Annotated in this window: 17 protein-coding genes; 4 read left to right on the top strand and 13 right to left on the bottom strand. The window is 67.9% G+C overall.

Annotated features, from left to right (window positions below; genetic code table 11):
- Positions 1–57: 57 nt before the first annotated feature.
- The 3 genes from KDG50_01350 (at position 58) to KDG50_01340 (ending at position 2,994) form a co-directional block, all read left to right on the top strand.
- Positions 58–1,101: an undecaprenyl/decaprenyl-phosphate alpha-N-acetylglucosaminyl 1-phosphate transferase gene (locus KDG50_01350; protein MCB1864049.1), complete on the top strand. Its 1,044-nt coding sequence runs from the start codon at positions 58–60 to the stop codon at positions 1,099–1,101.
- 160 nt (positions 1,102–1,261) lie between these two features.
- Positions 1,262–1,996 (top strand): glycosyltransferase family 2 protein, encoded by a 735-nt coding sequence (locus KDG50_01345; protein MCB1864048.1) that lies wholly within the window; start codon positions 1,262–1,264, stop codon positions 1,994–1,996.
- Positions 1,993–2,994 (top strand): DUF288 domain-containing protein, encoded by a 1,002-nt coding sequence (locus tag KDG50_01340; GenBank protein MCB1864047.1) that lies wholly within the window; start codon positions 1,993–1,995, stop codon positions 2,992–2,994. Before KDG50_01345 ends, KDG50_01340 begins: the two co-directional genes overlap by 4 nt.
- Positions 2,995–3,002: 8 nt before the next feature.
- Here the strand turns inward: KDG50_01340 and KDG50_01335 are convergent, their stop codons facing one another.
- The 6 genes from KDG50_01335 to KDG50_01310 all read right to left on the bottom strand — a co-directional run bounded on the left by KDG50_01335 (position 3,003) and on the right by KDG50_01310 (position 9,469).
- On the bottom strand, positions 3,003–4,061 hold the full coding sequence (locus KDG50_01335) for a hypothetical protein (protein MCB1864046.1): 1,059 nt from the start codon (positions 4,059–4,061) through the stop codon (positions 3,003–3,005).
- Positions 4,058–4,864: a metal ABC transporter permease gene (locus KDG50_01330; GenBank protein ID MCB1864045.1), complete on the bottom strand. Its 807-nt coding sequence runs from the start codon at positions 4,862–4,864 to the stop codon at positions 4,058–4,060. Before KDG50_01330 ends, KDG50_01335 begins: the two co-directional genes overlap by 4 nt.
- Entirely contained in the window at positions 4,857–5,609 is a 753-nt protein-coding gene (gene znuC / locus KDG50_01325; protein MCB1864044.1) for a zinc ABC transporter ATP-binding protein ZnuC, read from the bottom strand. Before znuC ends, KDG50_01330 begins: the two co-directional genes overlap by 8 nt.
- A gap of 371 nt (positions 5,610–5,980) precedes the next feature.
- Complete coding sequence (locus tag KDG50_01320) at positions 5,981–7,171, bottom strand: glycosyltransferase family 4 protein (protein MCB1864043.1); 1,191 nt, start codon at positions 7,169–7,171, stop codon at positions 5,981–5,983.
- A 10-nt stretch (positions 7,172–7,181) separates the two neighbouring features.
- Positions 7,182–8,300, bottom strand: a complete 1,119-nt coding sequence (gene wecB, locus KDG50_01315) for a UDP-N-acetylglucosamine 2-epimerase (non-hydrolyzing) (protein MCB1864042.1) — start codon at positions 8,298–8,300, stop codon at positions 7,182–7,184.
- A 140-nt stretch (positions 8,301–8,440) separates the two neighbouring features.
- On the bottom strand, positions 8,441–9,469 hold the full coding sequence (locus tag KDG50_01310) for a polysaccharide biosynthesis protein (protein ID MCB1864041.1): 1,029 nt from the start codon (positions 9,467–9,469) through the stop codon (positions 8,441–8,443).
- Between the two features lie 132 nt (positions 9,470–9,601).
- On the opposite strand from KDG50_01310, the gene KDG50_01305 reads away from it, so the two are divergent.
- Positions 9,602–10,489 carry a zinc ABC transporter substrate-binding protein gene (locus KDG50_01305; protein ID MCB1864040.1) on the top strand — a complete coding sequence of 296 codons (888 nt, stop codon included), beginning with the start codon at positions 9,602–9,604 and terminating at the stop codon, positions 10,487–10,489.
- A 34-nt stretch (positions 10,490–10,523) separates the two neighbouring features.
- On the opposite strand, the gene KDG50_01300 is transcribed toward KDG50_01305, so the two are convergent.
- The 7 genes from KDG50_01300 to KDG50_01270 form a co-directional block, all read right to left on the bottom strand.
- Positions 10,524–10,889, bottom strand: a complete 366-nt coding sequence (locus KDG50_01300) for a DUF1304 domain-containing protein (GenBank protein ID MCB1864039.1) — start codon at positions 10,887–10,889, stop codon at positions 10,524–10,526.
- Between the two features lie 20 nt (positions 10,890–10,909).
- A complete protein-coding gene (aroG, locus tag KDG50_01295; protein ID MCB1864038.1) occupies positions 10,910–11,986 on the bottom strand; it encodes a 3-deoxy-7-phosphoheptulonate synthase AroG in 1,077 nt (358 codons plus the stop codon).
- Positions 11,987–12,115: 129 nt separating this feature from the next.
- A complete protein-coding gene (locus KDG50_01290; protein ID MCB1864037.1) occupies positions 12,116–13,564 on the bottom strand; it encodes a hypothetical protein in 1,449 nt (482 codons plus the stop codon).
- On the bottom strand, positions 13,561–15,174 hold the full coding sequence (locus KDG50_01285) for a hypothetical protein (protein MCB1864036.1): 1,614 nt from the start codon (positions 15,172–15,174) through the stop codon (positions 13,561–13,563). The genes KDG50_01290 and KDG50_01285 overlap by 4 nt, the downstream gene beginning before the upstream one ends.
- Positions 15,171–16,109 carry a VWA domain-containing protein gene (locus KDG50_01280; protein ID MCB1864035.1) on the bottom strand — a complete coding sequence of 313 codons (939 nt, stop codon included), beginning with the start codon at positions 16,107–16,109 and terminating at the stop codon, positions 15,171–15,173. Before KDG50_01280 ends, KDG50_01285 begins: the two co-directional genes overlap by 4 nt.
- Positions 16,106–16,540, bottom strand: a complete 435-nt coding sequence (locus tag KDG50_01275) for a hypothetical protein (protein ID MCB1864034.1) — start codon at positions 16,538–16,540, stop codon at positions 16,106–16,108. The genes KDG50_01280 and KDG50_01275 overlap by 4 nt, the downstream gene beginning before the upstream one ends.
- Positions 16,519–17,463 (bottom strand): DUF58 domain-containing protein, encoded by a 945-nt coding sequence (locus KDG50_01270; GenBank protein MCB1864033.1) that lies wholly within the window; start codon positions 17,461–17,463, stop codon positions 16,519–16,521. Before KDG50_01270 ends, KDG50_01275 begins: the two co-directional genes overlap by 22 nt.
- Positions 17,464–17,635 lie beyond the last annotated feature (172 nt).

The following is a 17,635-nucleotide window of genomic DNA, read 5'->3' as shown; positions in this document are numbered from 1 at the left end:
AATCTCGATTCCACCCACAACGCTATACTTGCAGCGCGACCACTCCCGGACCGCTGAATGCTCCATGCAATCGGACTGTTGCTTGCCGCCCTCGTGACCGCCGCCGCCATCGCAGAACTGCGGCACCGCGCCCGACGCTGGGGGCTGGTCGATCACCCCGATGCAAGAAAACACCACGCGGCGGCCACGCCGCTGGTCGGCGGAATCGGCATGTTCATGGGGCTGATCGTCGGTGCTACGCTGCTGGCGAGTGGTCCGACAACTGGCTGGCTGATTGCGGCGGGAGGAATCGTAGTCATTGTCGGCGTTGCCGACGACCGGCTTGAGCTCGGGTCGACCCTGCGCCTGGCCGCGCAGACCGCCGCCGGACTGGTGATGACACTGGGGGCCGGGGTCACGCTTGCGAACCTCGGCCATCTCGGTGCGCCTGACGAGATCATGTGGCTCGGTGGCTGGTCGGTGCCGCTGACCGTGTTCGCGACCGTCGGCGTCATCAATGCGCTGAACATGAGCGACGGCATGGACGGACTGGCCGGAACGCTGACACTTGTCGCTGCGGGTGCGCTCGCGCTGGCCGCGGCATTGGGCGGACACGCGCAGTCCGCCTGGACCTTGGGTCTGCTGATGGCCGTCGTAGCGGCATTTCTGTTCTTCAATCTGCGTGCACGCGGGCCTGCGCTCGTATTCATGGGTGACGCCGGCAGCATGCTGCTCGGGTTGGTGCTTGCCTGGTTCGCAGTGGCGCTGACACAAGGTGAGGATCGTGCGATTGCGCCGGTGACCGCGCTGTGGATCCTGGCTGTGCCGCTGATCGATACGGTCAGCCTGATCGTGCGACGCCTGTTACGGCGGCGTTCACCGTTTTCGGCCGATCGCTGGCATCTGCACCATCTGCTGCGCGACCGGCTCGGTCCGCGTCGGGCGCTGGGCTTTGAGGCGCTGCTTGCGGTCGCAACCGCCGGCATGGGCTTGGCGGCCGACTACGCGGGGGTGTCCGAGGCATTGATGTTCTGGCTCTTCATTGGCGTGTTCACCGGCTACACCCTGTTCGGTTGGTTCTGGGCGGGCCATTCCGCCCCGCAGCCCGACGCGGCGGACTGACGCCGATCGCATCGCGGCAGCGGCAGTTCGCGCTCTGAGCCGCGCACCTCGCGTATCCTCCCGGCGCATGATGGTGCCTCTTGTTCCACGCGACGGGCGGGTGTCCCGACGCGCGCCTAGTTGACCGCGCATGTCGCCGGAGCAGCCTCGCACGCCGAAAATGCCCGTTCGCGACGTAGATCTCGCGATTGTCACGCCCATGGCCAACGAGGCGGCGACCGTCGAGCGATTCGTTACGGAGGTGCTCGCGGTCTGTGAACGCTTCCCGTTCGCGCGACTGCGCTGGTTCGTGATCCTCGATCGCGTCAGTACGGACACAACAGGGGAGCAGCTTCAGGACATCGCTGCGGGCGAACTGCGGCTCAAGGTCGTCTGGGCCCCGGAAAATCGAAGTGTTGTGGATGCCTATCTGCGCGGATATCGCGAGGCGCTCGCCTGGGGGGCCGACTGGCTGCTCGAACTGGACGCCGGTTTCAGCCACGATCCGCGGTCGATCCCGGCGTTCTTCAAGGCCCTTGCCGACGGCCATGACTGCGCGTTTGGTGTGCGCTTCGGGCTTGAGGGCGCGCGCTTCGATGGCAGCCTGAAGCGTCGGATCGTCAGCCAGGGCGGCACCTGGCTAGCGAACCGCATGCTCGGAACGAAAATGACGGACATGACCAGCGGCTTCGAAATTTTTACGGCGGACGCCCTGCGCGCGATTCTCGACGCTGGCATCGAGTCGCGTGGCCCGTTTTTCCAGACCGAGATTCGTACCCACGCCCACGAATTGAACTGGACGCAGGTCCCGATTCACTACCGATCGCCGAGCCACGCGATCGGCCGCAGTGCGCTCGCGGACGCCTTCGCCGGGCTGAAACGCCTTCGCGCACGGCGCAGGACCCTTCGCAGATGAAAACGGCACTCGTGGTGACGACCATCGGCGCGCCCAATGAGGCCATGCGCCGGCTTGCCGCGGGTTGCCGGGCGCACGACATCCACATGATCGTGATCGGTGATCGATCGAGCCCGCCCGATTTCAGGCTCGACGGCGCGGACTACTACGATCTCGAACGGCAGCGAGCAACGGGGCTGGCGACCGCGCTGGCCTGCCCGGAACGTCATTACGCGCGCAAGAACATCGGCTATCTGCTGGCGATGCGCGAAGGTGCCGAATGCATCATCGAGACCGATGACGACAATCTTCCGCTGCCGGCGTTCTGGGCGCCACGCACGCGCGGCCGGCGCGCGCGTCGGGTCGCCCGCGCTGGCTGGGTCAATGTGTATCGCTATTTCACTCAGGCCGCGATCTGGCCGCGCGGGCTGCCGCTTGCGTCGGTAAATGCCGGTGTCCCGGATCCGGAACCCGACTCAGAGCTCGACTGCCCGATCCAGCAGGGCCTAGCCGATGACAATCCCGACGTTGACGCGATCTATCGCCTGACCCGGCCGTTGCCGGTGCGTTTTGAACAGGCGACGCCGGTTGCGCTCGGTGACCGCGCCTTCTGTCCGTTCAATTCGCAGAACACGACCTGGTTTCGCGACGCGTTTGCGCTCATGTACCTGCCGGCATTGTGTTCGTTTCGTATGACGGATATCTGGCGTGGATTCATCGCGCAGCGGTTGGCCTGGGCGCGTGACTGGAGCGTGCTGTTTCATGCCGCGACCGTGGAGCAGGCGCGCAATGAACACGACCTGATGCGTGACTTCGCCGACGAGATCCCGGGCTATCTGCATAACGCCGCAATCGGCGCGATGCTCGATGAACTCCGGCTCTCCGGCTCGGCCGCCGGCATGGGCCGGAATCTTCGGCTCGCCTACGAGGGCATGATCTCGAACGGCTGGATCGAATCCGGCGAGCGTGTGCTGCTCGATGCCTGGCTGGAAGACCTGGCCGTGCTTGGTCTGGCCTGATAGCGGCTTCAGCGCGCGGCCTCGAGCGCCTCGTAGAGTTCAGCGGGCTGCATCGCTGCAAAGGCGGTTGCGGACTCGGTGGTAAATCCGCCGGCAAACTCGTGCCAGGCCAGTCCGCTGCTCCACACCGGCGCTTCGAACCGGCCCTGGAACGCGCGTTCGATGAGATAAATCCGCGCGTTCCGCAACACCAGATGGTAGGGCCGCTCACGCGCGTGCAGTGCCTCGATGGCGCTCCATGCGGTGTCGGCGTCGACAAATGTCTCTACCCGAACCGGATACGCATCGGCACCGCCGTTGTGTCGCCAGGTCGGCGACTCAATGGCCAGCGCGGCGTCGCTGGCGAAGGTCTGCAAGTGCAGCTGATTGACCGACGCCGAGGCGCCGTAGGCGTTATAGGCGATGCCGAATCCCGGAATGCGGACGGCGAGCGTGCCGGCAAGCGTGACCAGCCAGCCGAGATCGTCTTCGCGCAGAAACTGCTCGCGTCCGGCCGTGGGCGTCGGCACCAGCAGGCCATGCAGCGGTACAAACGGAAACTTGTTGTAGAGCAGGCCCGTTTCGCGTCCCGCGAGAACGCCCTGCCAGAGGATTTCCGGTTGCAAAAACGGCCGCGCGAAGTGAAAGCCGTCCGGGTTGAACGGCGCGCGCAGCTGATGGACCGGCTGTTCGGCCGCGCGGGCCGGGCGCAGGGCGCGCATGGGGTTGACGCAGATTCGCCAGGGACCGCATTCGCGCGTCCGCTGACAGACGGCGAATTCGCTGGCCTGCCTGCTCAGGGTGCTGAACACGGCGCGATCATCGGCCGACCCGGGCCATGCCGCACCGGCGGCCTCCGCGGCCAGCGCTGCATCGCGACGTTCGGCGAGCCGCGGCTCAAAGTCAGGCCACAGCCCGGGGTCGATCGCCGCGTTCGCGTGCACGAGGATCAGGGCGCCGAGGCTGTCGCGTGCCAGCAGCCGCTCCAGCCCGTCGATGAATCCGGCGCGCAGCGCATCGGACGATTGCAGAAGCGCGGGCAGCGCCGGGTGTGCGCTGTCGTTGGGCGCGCCCGCGTGACGATTCATGAGCCCTGAGCGGCGCGTGAACGCAGGGCGCCGGCAAGCTGCATGACAACGAACACGACGCCGGCCGCGAGCACGATCGTCGGTCCGCTGGGCCAGTCGAACGCGAAGGAGGCGGCAAGCCCGCCCAGCACCGAGACCACGCCGACGCCGGCCGCAATCAGCGCCATGCCTTCCGGGGTGCGCGCCAGCGCGCGCGCCGCCGACCCGGGCAGAATCAGCAGCGCGGTGATCAGCAACATGCCGACCACCCGCATGGCCACGGCCACGAGCGCGGCGATCAGCATCACGAACAGCCAGCGCAGCGCCACCACGCGCACACCCTCTACGGCGGCGAGTTCGCCGTGCACGACGGACGCGAGCAGTCCGCGCCAGGCCAGCGCCAGCGCAATCCCCACCGTGATCGTGATCGCGGCGATCCCTGCGAAGTCGGCCGGTCCGACCGCGAGCACATCGCCGAACAGGTAGCCGAGCAGGTCCACGCGCAGGTTGGTCTCGCGACTCGCCAGCACGATGCCGAGCGCGAGCGCCAGATGCGCGAGGATGCCGAGCAGGGTGTCGGAGGCGAACGCCGTGTGTTCCTGCAGCCACACCAGCAGGGCGGCAACGGCGATCATGACCAGCGCGACGCCCGCGGTCGGCGCCAGCCCGATCGCAAAACCCAACGTCACGCCCAGCAGCGCGGAGTGCGCCAGCGCGTCGCCGAAATAGGCCATGCGGCGCCAGACGACGAAACAGCCCAGTGGCCCGGCGACCAGTGCGACGGTCAGTGCGGCAGCCAGCGGCCAGACCCAGAACTCAGTCATGGCCGTCCTCCACGACGCGTCCGTGCACGTCGTGCTGGTGGTCGTGGTGATGCCGGTAGACGGCCAGCGCGGCCGGCGCCGGCTCGCCAAACAGCGCGAGATATTCCGGATGACGGCTCACGGCTTCCGGGTGTCCGGTACAGCAAACATGCGAGTTCAGGCACACGACCTCGTCGGTCTTGGCCATGACCAGATGCAGGTCGTGGGAGATCAGCAACACGCCACAGCCGAGTTCATCGCGCAGCGCGGCGATCAGTTCGTACATCTCCAGCTGTCCGGTCAGATCGACCCCCTGCGCCGGTTCGTCGAGCACCAGCAGGTCGGGGCGCCGGAGCAGCGCGCGGGCGAGCAGCACGCGTTGCAGTTCGCCGCCGGAGATGCGGTAGAGGTCGGCGTCGATCAGATCGTCGACGTCGACGCGAGCGAGCGCGGCGACACAGGTATCACGATCGGCACGCATCGTCAGGGTCAGGAATCGTGCGACGGTCAGCGGCAGCAGCGGTTCGGCGGTGAGCCGCTGGGGGACGTAGCCGATGCGCACACCCGCGGCGCGATGTACTTTGCCCGCGTCGGGCGGCGTCAGCCCGAGCAGCACGCGCGCGAGCATGGTCTTGCCCGCACCGTTCGGGCCGATCACCGTGACGATGCGCCGCCGCGGCACGGCCAGACTCACGCCGTCGAGAATGCGTCGGCCCGCGCGGCTCAGCCGCACGCCGCGCGCCTCGATCAGAAATTGATCGGCCATCGCGCAGTGGACAGTGGGGGGCTTTGGTGTGTGCGGGCGGCAGGCATGGCTGGGTCGGGATCAACGGGGAAACCAGTCGGAGCCGGGCAGACGCGCAGGCATTGCAACGCAGTATTACCCGGAATGGCAGGCCGAAAAAGGGTCTCGCGAGTTCGGCGTCGCACTGGTCATTATATCGGCGAAGTTTTTGCCCTCGCCCTTCCTGTGGGCCGTTCTGGAGCCGTGCGGGCGCCGCGACCGCAGGGACGGCTTCTACGGTTCGAGGACTGTGTTGCGCCGCTTGCCAATGGAATGACCGTCGCCTTCACGACGCGCCTTGCCCTCGAACCGTAGGAACCCTCAGGAATGACAGATCACTGCGGGACAGGACACTAGGCCGACAGAGCCGCAACGACCTGTGCCGCGGCCCGGGTGACCGAGAACTCCCGCTCGAACAGCGCCCGGCATCGGTCCGGTAGCGACCCGTCGGTCTCGATCTGCTCGAGCAGCCGGTCGGCAAAGGCAAGCAGATCGTCGATGCGATGGGTCTCGCAGACCTGTCCGACCTGCTCCGTGCGGATGACTTCAGCCAGGTCGTTTCCGGCATTGAGGCTGGCCAGCACCGGAAGTCCGCTTTGCATATAGGTCAGGAACTTCCCGGGGATGTTGTGCGACCGGTGGCGGGGGTCCAGCGCGACCAGGCCGGCGCTGCACTGTCGGTACAGGTCGGGAATCTCGTCGGGGTCGATTTCGTCGAAGAACAGGGCGTTGTCGAGATCCCGGTCACGGCAGACGCGTTTCAGGCGCGCGCCATCGCTGCCGCGGCCGACGAACACGAATCCGACGTCCGGACGCAGGCGCATCCGCTCCGCGAGATCGACGAGGATGTCCATCCCCTGCGCAACGCCCATGTTGCCCGCATATACAAAGATCCTTCGTCCGGCCAGTGCGGTTTCATCGATCCGGATGCGACAGCGCAGCTGCGCTGGCTGGTCCAGCCAGTTCTGCAAAACCTCCAGTGTTCGCCCCGGGCTGCGCATCCAGTCTGCAAAATAGCGCCGGTTGCCCGCCGTCTGGACGCCGATCACGTCGGCGACCGAGTACTGGTAGCGGGCTACGGTGCTCAGCAGCCGGTAGGGAAGCCCCCGCCCCATGAGACCCATGTCGACCGCCCATTCCGGAAAGATATCGCGAATGATCAGGTAGCCTTTGCACCCGCTGGATTTCTTCAGCGCACTCGCCATGGGGCCATGGAAGATCGATGGTGCGTACCACACGACCCCATCCCAGCGCTCATCTGCGACAGGGCTGGCACGCAGGCTTCGCAGCATCGCGAACGGCATCCGGAATTCGGCCAGCGTGCGGCGGACGTAGCCGATGTCCTTGGTTCTTGGTGCCCGCAGCCGAACGACACGGACGCCATCGATGTGTTCGACGGTCCAGCGCGCGGATTGGCCCGGGGCCGGGAGCATGACGGTCGCTTCGTGACCTTGTCGCACCAGTTCCCTGGAAAGGTCGCGCAGTTGCACCGCACCGGAGGTGCGCAGCGGCGGGTAGGTGTCGGCGATCAACGCGATGCGCATCGCAGCCGACTCAGTATTTCCTCCAGACCACGCGCTTCACGTAGTCGGTGTAACTGTGCACGATGCGCAACACCTTTTCGCTGACGTTCGGCATGCCGTAGTCGGCAACCAGTCGCAGCCCGCGTCCGTCGCCACGCGGCTGGGTTTCCAGAATGGACAGGCCCTGGCGTACCCGATCGACATCGAGCCCGACCATCATGACCGCGGCTTCCTCCATGGCTTCGGGTCGCTCGTGTGCCTCTCGAAGGTTCAATGCCGGAAAATTCAGGATCGACGACTCTTCGCTGATCGTCCCGCTGTCCGACAGAACTGCTCTCGCGTGGATCTGGAGCTGAACATAGTCCAGAAAGCCCAGTGGCTTCATCAGGCGCACCTGCGCATGAAATTGCACGCCGGCCTCGTCGATGCGCCTGCGGGTGCGCGGATGTGTTGACACCAGCACCGGCAGGGCGTGGTCGTCGGCGAGCGCATTCAGGATGCTCGCCAGCTTCTCCAGACCGTGATCCGAATCGACGTTTTCCTCGCGGTGCGCGCTCACGACGAAGTACTGGTGCCGCTCAACGGCGAGGCGCCGGAGCGCGTCGGATGCCGTGATCCGCGGCATGTAGTGGTGCAGCACTTCGTACATCGGGCTGCCGGTCCTGATGATCTGGTCCGCTGGCAGCCCTTCGCGCAGCAGATTTTCCCGCGCGATCGAGCTGTAGGTCAGGTTGACATCCGCGGTGTGGTCCACGATGCGCCGGTTGGTTTCTTCCGGAACGCGCTGATCGAAGCAGCGGTTTCCGGCCTCCATGTGGAAAATCGGGACCTTGCGGCGCTTCGCCGGTATGACCGCCAGACAACTGTTCGTGTCGCCCAGTACCAGCATCGCCTCGGGTTTGACCTGCTCCAGAACCCTGTCGATGGCGGTGATCACGTTGCCGATCGTGTTGGCCGCTCCCGTGCTTCCTTCCGTGCTGTTCAGAAAGAAGTCCGGCTTGCGAATCTCCAGATCGTCAAAGAATACCTGGTTGAGTTCGTAGTCGAAGTTTTGCCCTGTGTGCACGAGGACATGATCGCAATGTCGATCCAGCAGGGCGATCACGCGTGACAGCCGGATGATCTCCGGGCGGGTGCCAACCACGGTGATGATTCTGAGTTTCTTCATGATGGATCAGGGTGCTGCGACACGTTTCAGGCTGCGACTTTGCGTGCTTGCACGGACTGCGTGCGTGGAGACAGAACCTGGCTCCGACCGGTCCCGGTGTCGTTGGCCGCAACGGGTCAGGATCACTCCTCGGGCTCCACATACTCGCCGCGTACCGCGGCCTCGATAAAACGCAGCTTCATCAGCAATGCCTGCATGCCGGGTACGTCCAGGCGGGTGGTGTTGTGAGAGGTGTATTCGACTGACTCGGAGATGGTGACTTCCCCCTGTTCGACGAATTTTCCGTAGTTCAGGTCGCGCAGGTCAGGCGGGATGCGAAAGTAGTTGCCGAGATCCTGCGCCGACACCATTTCCTCGCGGCTGAGCAGCACCTCGAACAGCTTTTCGCCGTGGCGAGTGCCGATGATGTTGATGGCGTGTTCAGGCACATCAAGCAGCCGGGTAAGTGCCCTGGCAAGCGTTTCGATGGTGGCGGCGGGCGCCTTCTGTACGAAAATCTCGCCCGGGTTGCCGTGCTCGAACGCAAACAGAACCAGGTCCACCGCGTCGTCCAGCGTCATCATGAAACGGGTCATCGCAGGATCGGTGATGGTCAGTGCTTGTCCTGCGCGAATCTGGTTCGTAAACAGGGGGATCACCGAGCCACGTGAGGCCATGACGTTGCCGTAGCGGGTCACCGTGATGACGGTGTCACCGCTGGATCGGGACTTTGCGACGGCGACCTTCTCCATCATGGCCTTGGTGATGCCCATGGCGTTGATCGGGTAGACGGCCTTGTCGGTGCTGAGACAGATCACGCGGCTGACGCCGCAATTGATCGCGGCCTCGAGCACGTTTTCCGTGCCCAGTACGTTGGTCTTGACCGCCTCCAGCGGATGAAACTCGCAGGACGGCACCTGCTTGAGCGCGGCTGCATGAAAGATGAAATCAACCCCACGTGTAACATTCAGGACCGACTGGTAATCGCGCACATCGCCCAGGTGAAATTTCAGCCTGGGGCTGTCGTAGAGCTTGCGCATGTCATCCTGTTTCTTTTCGTCTCGGCTCAGGATGCGAATCTCGCGCAGGTTCGAACCGAGAAATCGTCGGACAACGGCGTTACCGAACGACCCGGTGCCACCGGTGATCAGCAGGGTTCTTGAATCAAACATGGGTTCGAAGGGGTGACGTAGGCTCAGGTGTTGGAGCGGGGCGGTCATGCCGCAGAATGAACATGCGGTATCGTAGCCGCCGATGGTAACCCGGGGCCGGGGGCGCATGCAGCGGCCAGGCCAGTACACACCATGAAGAGGCTCCCGTTGATGTCGCGTGTCTGGGTCGTTCCCCTGATTCTTGCACTGGTAGGCGCGGCCGCTGCGGAGCCACCAATCCAGGTCGTCGCAACGATTCGACCGCTGCACTCGATCGCCGTGGCCGTGGCCGGCGAAAGCACGTCCGTGAGCTTGCTGCTGCCGGGTGCCGTTTCGCCGCACCACCTGCAACTCAAGCCATCGCAGGCGCGCGCGCTGGATGCCGCCGATGTCGTGGTCTGGGTCGGGCCGGCGCTGGAAACGGCGCTCGCGGGCAGTATCGCGCGGCATCCGGGCCAGACCGCCGTGGCCTTGCTCGAAACCGAAGGCGTCTCGCTGCGTCGCGCCGGGGATTCCGCCGCCGAGGTGGATCCGCACGCCTGGCTCGACCCTGCGAACATGGCCGCGCTGGCTCGCGTGCTGGCCGACCAATTCGCCCGGCGCGATCCGGTGCACGCTGCCGCGTACCGGGCGAATGCCGAGCGTGTTGAACAGGAACTCGCGGCGCTCGATGCGCGTGTGCGCACCCGGCTCGAGCCGCTGCGTGGGCGGCCGTTCGTGACCTTTCACGACGCCTTTGCCTACTTTGCCGCGCGCTATGGGCTTGCCGTTGCCGCCAGCGTGACGCTGGATGCCGATCGCCCGCCAACCGCCGGGCACCTCGCCGAACTGCGCAGGCTGTTCGAGTCCGACGGCGCGCGCTGTCTGTTCACCGAGCCGCAGTTTGCGCCGCGCATCGCCGAACGGCTGACCGCCGGGCTCGAAGTACACCGCGCCGAACTCGACCCGCTGGGATACGACATCGAGCCCGGTGCGCAGCTCTACGCCCGACTGCTGGAAGGGATCGCCGATACCGTCGCCAGCTGCCTGGCAGGCCGTTGAAGTTCTCGTTTCAACAGCCGGTTGCGCGGGTTCGTCAGCGCATTGCGGTCGCCAGCACCAGCGCGAGTGCGATTGCACCCGGCAGCGCCTGAATCCACAGGATGCTCTGCTTCGCGGTCAGGGCGCCGAAGATGCCCGCGATAATGACGCATGCGAGAAAGAACACGAGCACCGGCGTACCGGCGCGTGCATCGAGCAGGCCCCAGACGAGCCCGGCGGCGAGGAAACCGTTGTAGAGACCCTGGTTCGCGGCGAGTGCCGCGGCGCCATCGGTGACCTCACGCGACAGCCCGAAAATGCGCCGCCCGACCGGGCGTTTCCACAGGAATATCTCCAGCACCAGAAAGCCGAGATGCAGCACGGCGACGATGGCGACTGCGATCCGGGCGAGCCACTCCATGGTCGTGCGGGACTCCGGTTTCAGCCGGCGGCGCGCTGCGCGCTGCCGCGGCGGGCGCGTACGGCCGCGGCCAGTGATTCGAGCAGCGGTTCGGTCGCATCCCAGGCGAGGCAGGCGTCCGTGATGCTCTGGCCGTAGCAGAGGTCCTGGCCCGGCACGACATCCTGCCGTCCGCCAACCAGATGGCTTTCGATCATCGCGCCAATGATGCGGCCGTCACCGCTGGCGACCTGCGCGGCGACATCCGCGCCCACATCGACCTGGCGTTTCGGGTCCTTCTGCGAATTCGCGTGACTGAAGTCGATCATCAGGATCGGGTCCAGCCCGGCGGCTTCGAGCTGTGTGGCGGCGTCGTTGACGGAGGCCGCGTCGTGGTTCGGCCCGCGTGCGCCACCGCGCAGGATGATGTGGCAGTCGGTGTTGCCGGTCGTCGAGAAGATCGCCGAATGCCCCTGCTTGGTCAGCGACAGAAACACATGCGGACGCGAGGCCGCGCCGATGGCGTCGATCGCCACGCGCAGACCGCCGTCGGTGCCGTTCTTGAACCCGACCGGGCAGGACAGGCCCGAGGCGAGTTCGCGATGAACCTGCGATTCGGTCGTGCGTGCACCGATCGCACCCCAGCTGATCAGGTCCGCGACATACTGCGGCGTGATCAGGTCGAGGAACTCCGTGGCCGCCGGCATGCCCATGCGGTTCAGGTCGCTCAGCAGCTTGCGCGCGAGCTGCAGCCCCAGATTGATATGAAAGCTTTCGTCGAGGTCCGGGTCGTTGATCAGCCCCTTCCAGCCGACCGTCGTGCGCGGCTTTTCGAAATACACGCGCATGACGATCTCCAGATCGCCGGCCAGCCGGTCGCGCACGCGCTTGAGGCGTTTCGCGTAATCGATCGCCGCGACCGGATCGTGGATCGAGCACGGCCCGACGATCACGAGCATGCGGTCGTCCTCGCCGTGCAGGATGCGGTGGATGCGCTCGCGTGTGTCGTGAATCAGGGTCGCCGCCTCGTCGCTGACCGGAAATTCGGCATGCAGCGTTTCGGGCGGGACGACTTCCTTCAGCGAGACGATGCGGACATCGTCGGTCTGGTAACGCACGGCGGCCATGGTGTTGCGGCAACAAGGGGGATTCAGGAACTTTGATGGTAACCCGGCGCCCCGATTGCATCCAGTTGAATGCGCCGATGGTGGCGTTTGACCGGGACTATTGCGCGCGGCCGGGTCCGGTCAGTGCGCGGAATCGAGTGCCGCGAGCAGTGCCGTGCGCAGGCGCGGAAACTCGTCCTGCGGTTCGGCGTACCGGGCATAGCGCAGGCGCTCCAGGTGGTTGCGCAGCTCCTGCCGATGCGGCAGCTCGCGCCCGAACCACTGGCCGAGCGTGCGTGCCGCCGATCCGGTCAGCAGGGCGGCGTGCAGTTCGCGGGCGTCTGCGCTGCCACGGACGCGTCTGCGCAGCGCGCGCTGTTCGTGCCACCGCCGGACACTCGGCGCGAGCGCCAGTGCCGCGACATACAGTCCAAGCACCAGCGCGATCAGCGCCAGTCCACCCGGCACGCGCCCCGCGCGCGGGTCGATCACGGTCACTGTGTCGCCGCCGGTCGCGAGGTTTTCCAGGCGCCCGGTCGTGGCGTCCACATACGGCAGGCGCAGTCGCGGGAGTTTCAGTTCGCCGCCGCGCAGCAGGCGCAGCGGGATGTCGAGCCGGGCGGTCTCTTCGGTGCTCACAGGGCCGCGCGTGATCGAAAACGCCGGCGCCAGCACCTCGATGGCGTCGGCCTGCGGCGGATTGAGTGTGAACATCTGGCGCAGGGTCGTCTCGGTGAGCCCGGCGCCGTGCAGGCGCACGCGCCAGACCGCGGGCTCGCCGAGCCGGGCCGTGGGCGGGTCCAGCTCGGACTCCAGCGCGACGGGCCCCACCGGCACCCAGGCCGGCACGAAGCCGGGCAGGGGCTGAACGGCGACACCGAATGCGCGCGGCTGGATTAGTCGTCGTCCGACCACGGCGTCCTGGCTGCGGACTTCAATCGGCGGAAACTCCACCTCGAAACCCGAGGCCGCGAGCACCGTGAGGGCGTGGCGCAATACGACGGTTTCGCGGCCGTCGCGGGCGCCGGGCCTTTCGGTCTCCAGGGCGCGGGCGTGATACGCGCGTGTGCTCGGCAGGAGCATCTGTGCGTCGAGCTTGCGGGCCGCGGCCGAAATCACCACCTGCAGCTCGAAGGTCTCGCGCTCCATGCGTGCATCCGCACGGCCCACCGCAGCGCCGCCGCTGGCCCGCGGTACGACGCGCGGTTCGATGCGCAGATCCCCCGCGGGCGGTGCCACCTCGAACGTGAGGGGGCCGCGCGTGACGCCGTCGAACTCGAACGCCGGGATGGTCAGTTGTCCGGCCCGCCGGGCGAACAGACGCACGCTCAGGGTCTGCACGATCACGCGTTCACCGAACTCGCCGACGCCGCTGCCACGCGAGAACTCCGATGGTTCCTGAAAGAAGTCGTCGGCGGGAATGCGCTTGAGGTCGAGGTCGTCCAGCGACCCCGGTGCGTCGCTGGCGCGGAAGTACAGCGTCACGGACTGGCCGACCTCCAGTACCCGGCGGCTGGGTTCCAGCGTGAATTCGCCCCGGGCCGGAAACGCCAGGGCCGCGAGCCACGCGAGTGCCAGCCAGCGCCTCATTTGCGCTCCGCGTCGACCAGCTCGCGCAGCATCTGGCCGGGCTCGTCACGCACGAACTCGAGCTTGCGCCGGGCCGCGCGCAGTTCCGCAGTCGACGCGCCCTGAACGACGGTGCCCGAGTGCGCGATCCCGCGGCCAATCGCCCAGCCGCCCGCGGCGTCCGCCTCGATTGCCAGCGGGCCGAGCTCGCCGGCCGGGTCCTCGCCGAAGCCCGGCGGCGTGTTGTCCTGCGGCAGGTTCTGCGCCTCGGCCGCGCGTCCCGGCCGGTTCGGGTCGTTCGGTGCCGCCTGCGGCAGCTGTTGCAGGATCATCTGCAGGTTGTGGCGCAGTGCACTGTCGGCCGGGTTCAGCAGCAGGCCGGCGAGCCAGGCCTCGACCGCCGCGCGCGGGTCGCCGCCGGCATATTCCGCATTGCCGAGGTTGTAGAGCGCCGCCGCGCGATTGCGGTCTTCCTCGGCCAGCAGCGCCGCGGTGGCGAACTGCTCCGCGGCCGCGCCCCAGGCACCGCGTCGGTAGGCCGCCGCGCCTTCACCAAAACGCGCGGTGAAGCCCTCGATCCGGTGGTAGCGCAACTGGGCGTTCGCGTAGTCCTGGCCGCGATAGGCATCCCAGGCCGCGACCTCGGCTTCGCTTGCGTCCGCGCCCGTGCTCGCGCCAAGGCCCGCAGCCAGCGCAAGTCCGGGCACGAGGCGGCGCAGCCGGCCGGGCTCGATGTGTGCCGCGCCCAGCAGCAGCAGCGCCAGCACCAGCCAGAGCCGGGCCGCCGGCTGGCCGCGGGTCGTCGCGGAGTCTTTCGCAGTCTGTTCATCGCGTTCGGCCGCGGCGTCCACGGCGGCCACCCAGCTCTGCGTGTCGTCGAACCCGAAAACGCGCGCATCGGTGAGCGTGCGCAGATTGGTCTGCAAGGCGGGCGGTGCCAGCGCGACGATCGGTTGACCCGTGCCGCGCAGGCGATCGGCGGCCAGTCCTACACCCAGGGCGCGGTCGGCGCCGCGCGGCAGCTGGTGCGCGAGCAAGGCGATCGCCGGCCTGCGCTCGCCTGCGATGGCATTGGCCAGCGCGAGCGCGGCGCCCAGTCCCGCGGCCGGATCCTCGGCGTCGATGGAAAGAAACACATCCACGGCGACATCCGCGAAATGCGCGACTAGCGCCGGATCGATGGTTTCCGGCAGCAGCACGCCCGCGTCCGCGGCGTAGGCGATCAGCGCAAAGCGGGCGCCGCGCATCTGCGCGGTGAGATCGGCCAGCGCGATGCGGGCCTGTTCGTGAAAGCTGGGTCCGAAGCGGTCCGTCGACGGGTCGCTGGCATCGAGCACCACGATCACCAGCGCGCCGCGCGCCGAGGCGCTGACGCCGGGTTCGCTGTCGCCGGCCGGACGGCTCGGCCCGGCGGCGGCAATGGCCAGCGCGAGCCAGCCCAGCCACCAGGCCCAGACGCGCCAGGCGCGCGTCCGCGTGTGGTCGCCGATGACCGCCCAGGGCAGCAGCGCGGTGTCTGCGTAGCGCAACGCCGGGTCGGCCTTGCGACGCCACCAGAACGTCAGCGCGGCCGGGACCAGCGCCAGCGCGACGGCGACGGGGAAGTCGAGCCGCAGGTCGCCGCCGATCATCGCGCGAGGCGCCGGATGCGCGCGACCGCGGCCAGCACGAGCAGCGTCGCGGCCGCCCACACGAGCGGCGGATACCACTCGATCTGCGCTCGCTGCGTCGGCGCGCGCTGTACCAGGGGCTCGAGTGCGCCGACCGTCGCGATCACGGCGTCCAGGTCCGCGCCGCTGCCGGCCTGAAACCAGCGCCCGCCGGTGTCAGCGGCGAGCCGGCGCAGGTCGTAGCCGGCGCCGGTTTCGGGTGGCGGTCGGGCGCTGACCCGGATCACGTACACCGGCACGCCGGCGGCGCGGGCCAGGGCGCCGGCCTCGGCCAGCGACAGCTCGCCGGCATTCTGTTCACCGTCGCTGAACACCAGCAGGGCCGGACGCGGGCCGTCGGCACCCGTGATCTCGCGCAGCGCGAGCCCGATGCCGTCGCCGATCGCCGTGTCGTCGCCGCCGAGCCCGGCACGCAGGCGTTCGATCATGGAAAGCGCCACATCCGCATCGTGGGTCATCGGCAGGAAGGTCGCCGCGCGCGTGGCGAAATTCACCAGCGCGAACTCGTCGCCACGCCGTGCACCGACGAACCGCGCCAGCGTTGCGCGCAGCACCTGCATGCGCGAGGCGGGCGCGTCGCCGAGCCGATAGTCGCGGATCGACATGCTCTGCGAGCTGTCGACGACCATGACGATCTGCCGGCTCGCGACCGGCGGGGCGAGCCAGTCGCCGACGGTCTGCGGGCGCGCCAGCGCGACGGCGAGCAGGCTGAAGCCCAGCGCGGCGGCCAGTGAGCCGCTGCGTCGCGGCGCGACGCTGCGCTGCGCGACGCCGAGCCGATCCGCGAACGGATGGCGCAGCAGTGGCCGGCGCCCGACCGGACCGGCGCCGACTGCGCGCAGCGCCAGCCACGGCAGCACACCCAGCGCGAGCCACCACGGTTCGGCGAAGCTCACAGTCGCGCGACCGCGCCACGCAGGCGATCCATTGCGGCCGGCTCCACGGTCGACGGGTAGCGCAGTGCGTCGAGGCTCGCGACCAGTTCGCGCCACACGGCGGCGTCGATGTCCTGCGGTGGATCGTCGGCGTCCAGCTGCGACCGGGCGAAGCGCCGGCGCAGTCCGGCAGCGGTCGCGAATGCGGCCTGGCGTGCGCCGGGCGCATCGTTCCCGGCGGCGTTGAGTGCGCGCTGGATCCCGCGGCGCCAGGCCGTGCGACGGCGCCACCACAGAACCACGGCGACGATCAGCACGGCTGCGATGCCGGCCAGGATCGCTGGTTCCGTGATTGCGAAGCCCGGCGCGGCGGCGAGCGGGTCCTCGGCCGAAGCCGTCGCGGGGCCGCGCGGCTCGATGATGTCGCGGATCAGCGTGAGGTCGGGTTCCATCGCAGCAGCTGGCAGAGGCGTTCGGCACAGTCGATCCCGGGCGCGAACCAGTGCAGCACCACGCCATGGCGGGCCAGGCGTCGGCCTGCGCGTTCGCGCTGTGCGGCCAGTTCGCCGGCGGTGGTGGCCTGCACGGCGGAATCCCCGGTCGCAAGGGTCATGGGGACTGCGTCTGCATCGCGGCCGAACCGCTGCTGGCCGACGTCGGGCAGCGCGTATTCGGCGGCGTCCTGGATACCGACCGCGCGCAGGTGGGTGCGCCGCGCGAGTTCGGCAAGCGTGGCCTCCGGCACGGCGTCGAGAAAGCGCCAGTCACTGGCGATCAGCACGAACGCACCGGCCGGTACACGCCGCGCAAGTGCCTGCAGGGCACTGGCGAGTGCCCGTCCGCCATCGTCTGCGAGCGGCGGGGCGGGTTCGGCGAGTCGCGCCAGCCAGCGTGCCAGGTGCGCGTCGCCGGTGCGTGGTGGCACCGGGTCGATGCGGCCGCCGGCATCGGCGCGCTCGCCGCCCACCGCAAAGCCATGCCGCGCCGCCGCAATCCCGAACAGGGCGCTGACGCGCGCGGCCTGTGCGAGCTTGAGGCCGCCGCGGGTGCCGAAGCGCATGCTCGAGCCGGCGTCGCAGACGGCATAGGCGCTCGGCAGCTGTTCTTCTCGATAAACGCGCACGATCGGCCGACCCAGCCGCTGGCTGGCACGTGGATCGATGCGACGCAGTTCGTCGTCGGGCTGGTAGGGGCGCAGCTCCTCGAGTTCCAGGCCGCTGCCGGTGATGCGCGCGAGCCGGTCGCCATGTGCGGCGGCCTCGATCCAGGGCGGACTCTGCGGCGGGAAGTCGCAGCCGCGCGCGAGTGCGCGCAGCCGTGCGAGATCGGCCGGGCCGAGCATTGGAGTGGCGTAGGGATCGCTTGCCGTCTGCATGCATGCACGCGTGGCGCGGAACTGGGCAGAAGCTTAGCAGTTTGTCGAAACGCACCCATCCGTCATGGCGCGCGGATCGCCGATCGAGTCGTGGGTTGCGTCTGGAAGCTTGTCGAAGACAAAGGCCATTTCAACGGCGCAACCGAAAAGCGCGGTTTGCGTCCAAGGTATT

It is taken from the genome of Chromatiales bacterium (genome assembly GCA_020445605.1).
Lineage (GTDB): Bacteria > Pseudomonadota > Gammaproteobacteria > JAGRGH01 > JAGRGH01 > JAGRGH01.
The sequence above is the reverse complement of the archived record's forward strand: the minus strand, read 5'-3'. Positions and strand labels throughout refer to the sequence as shown.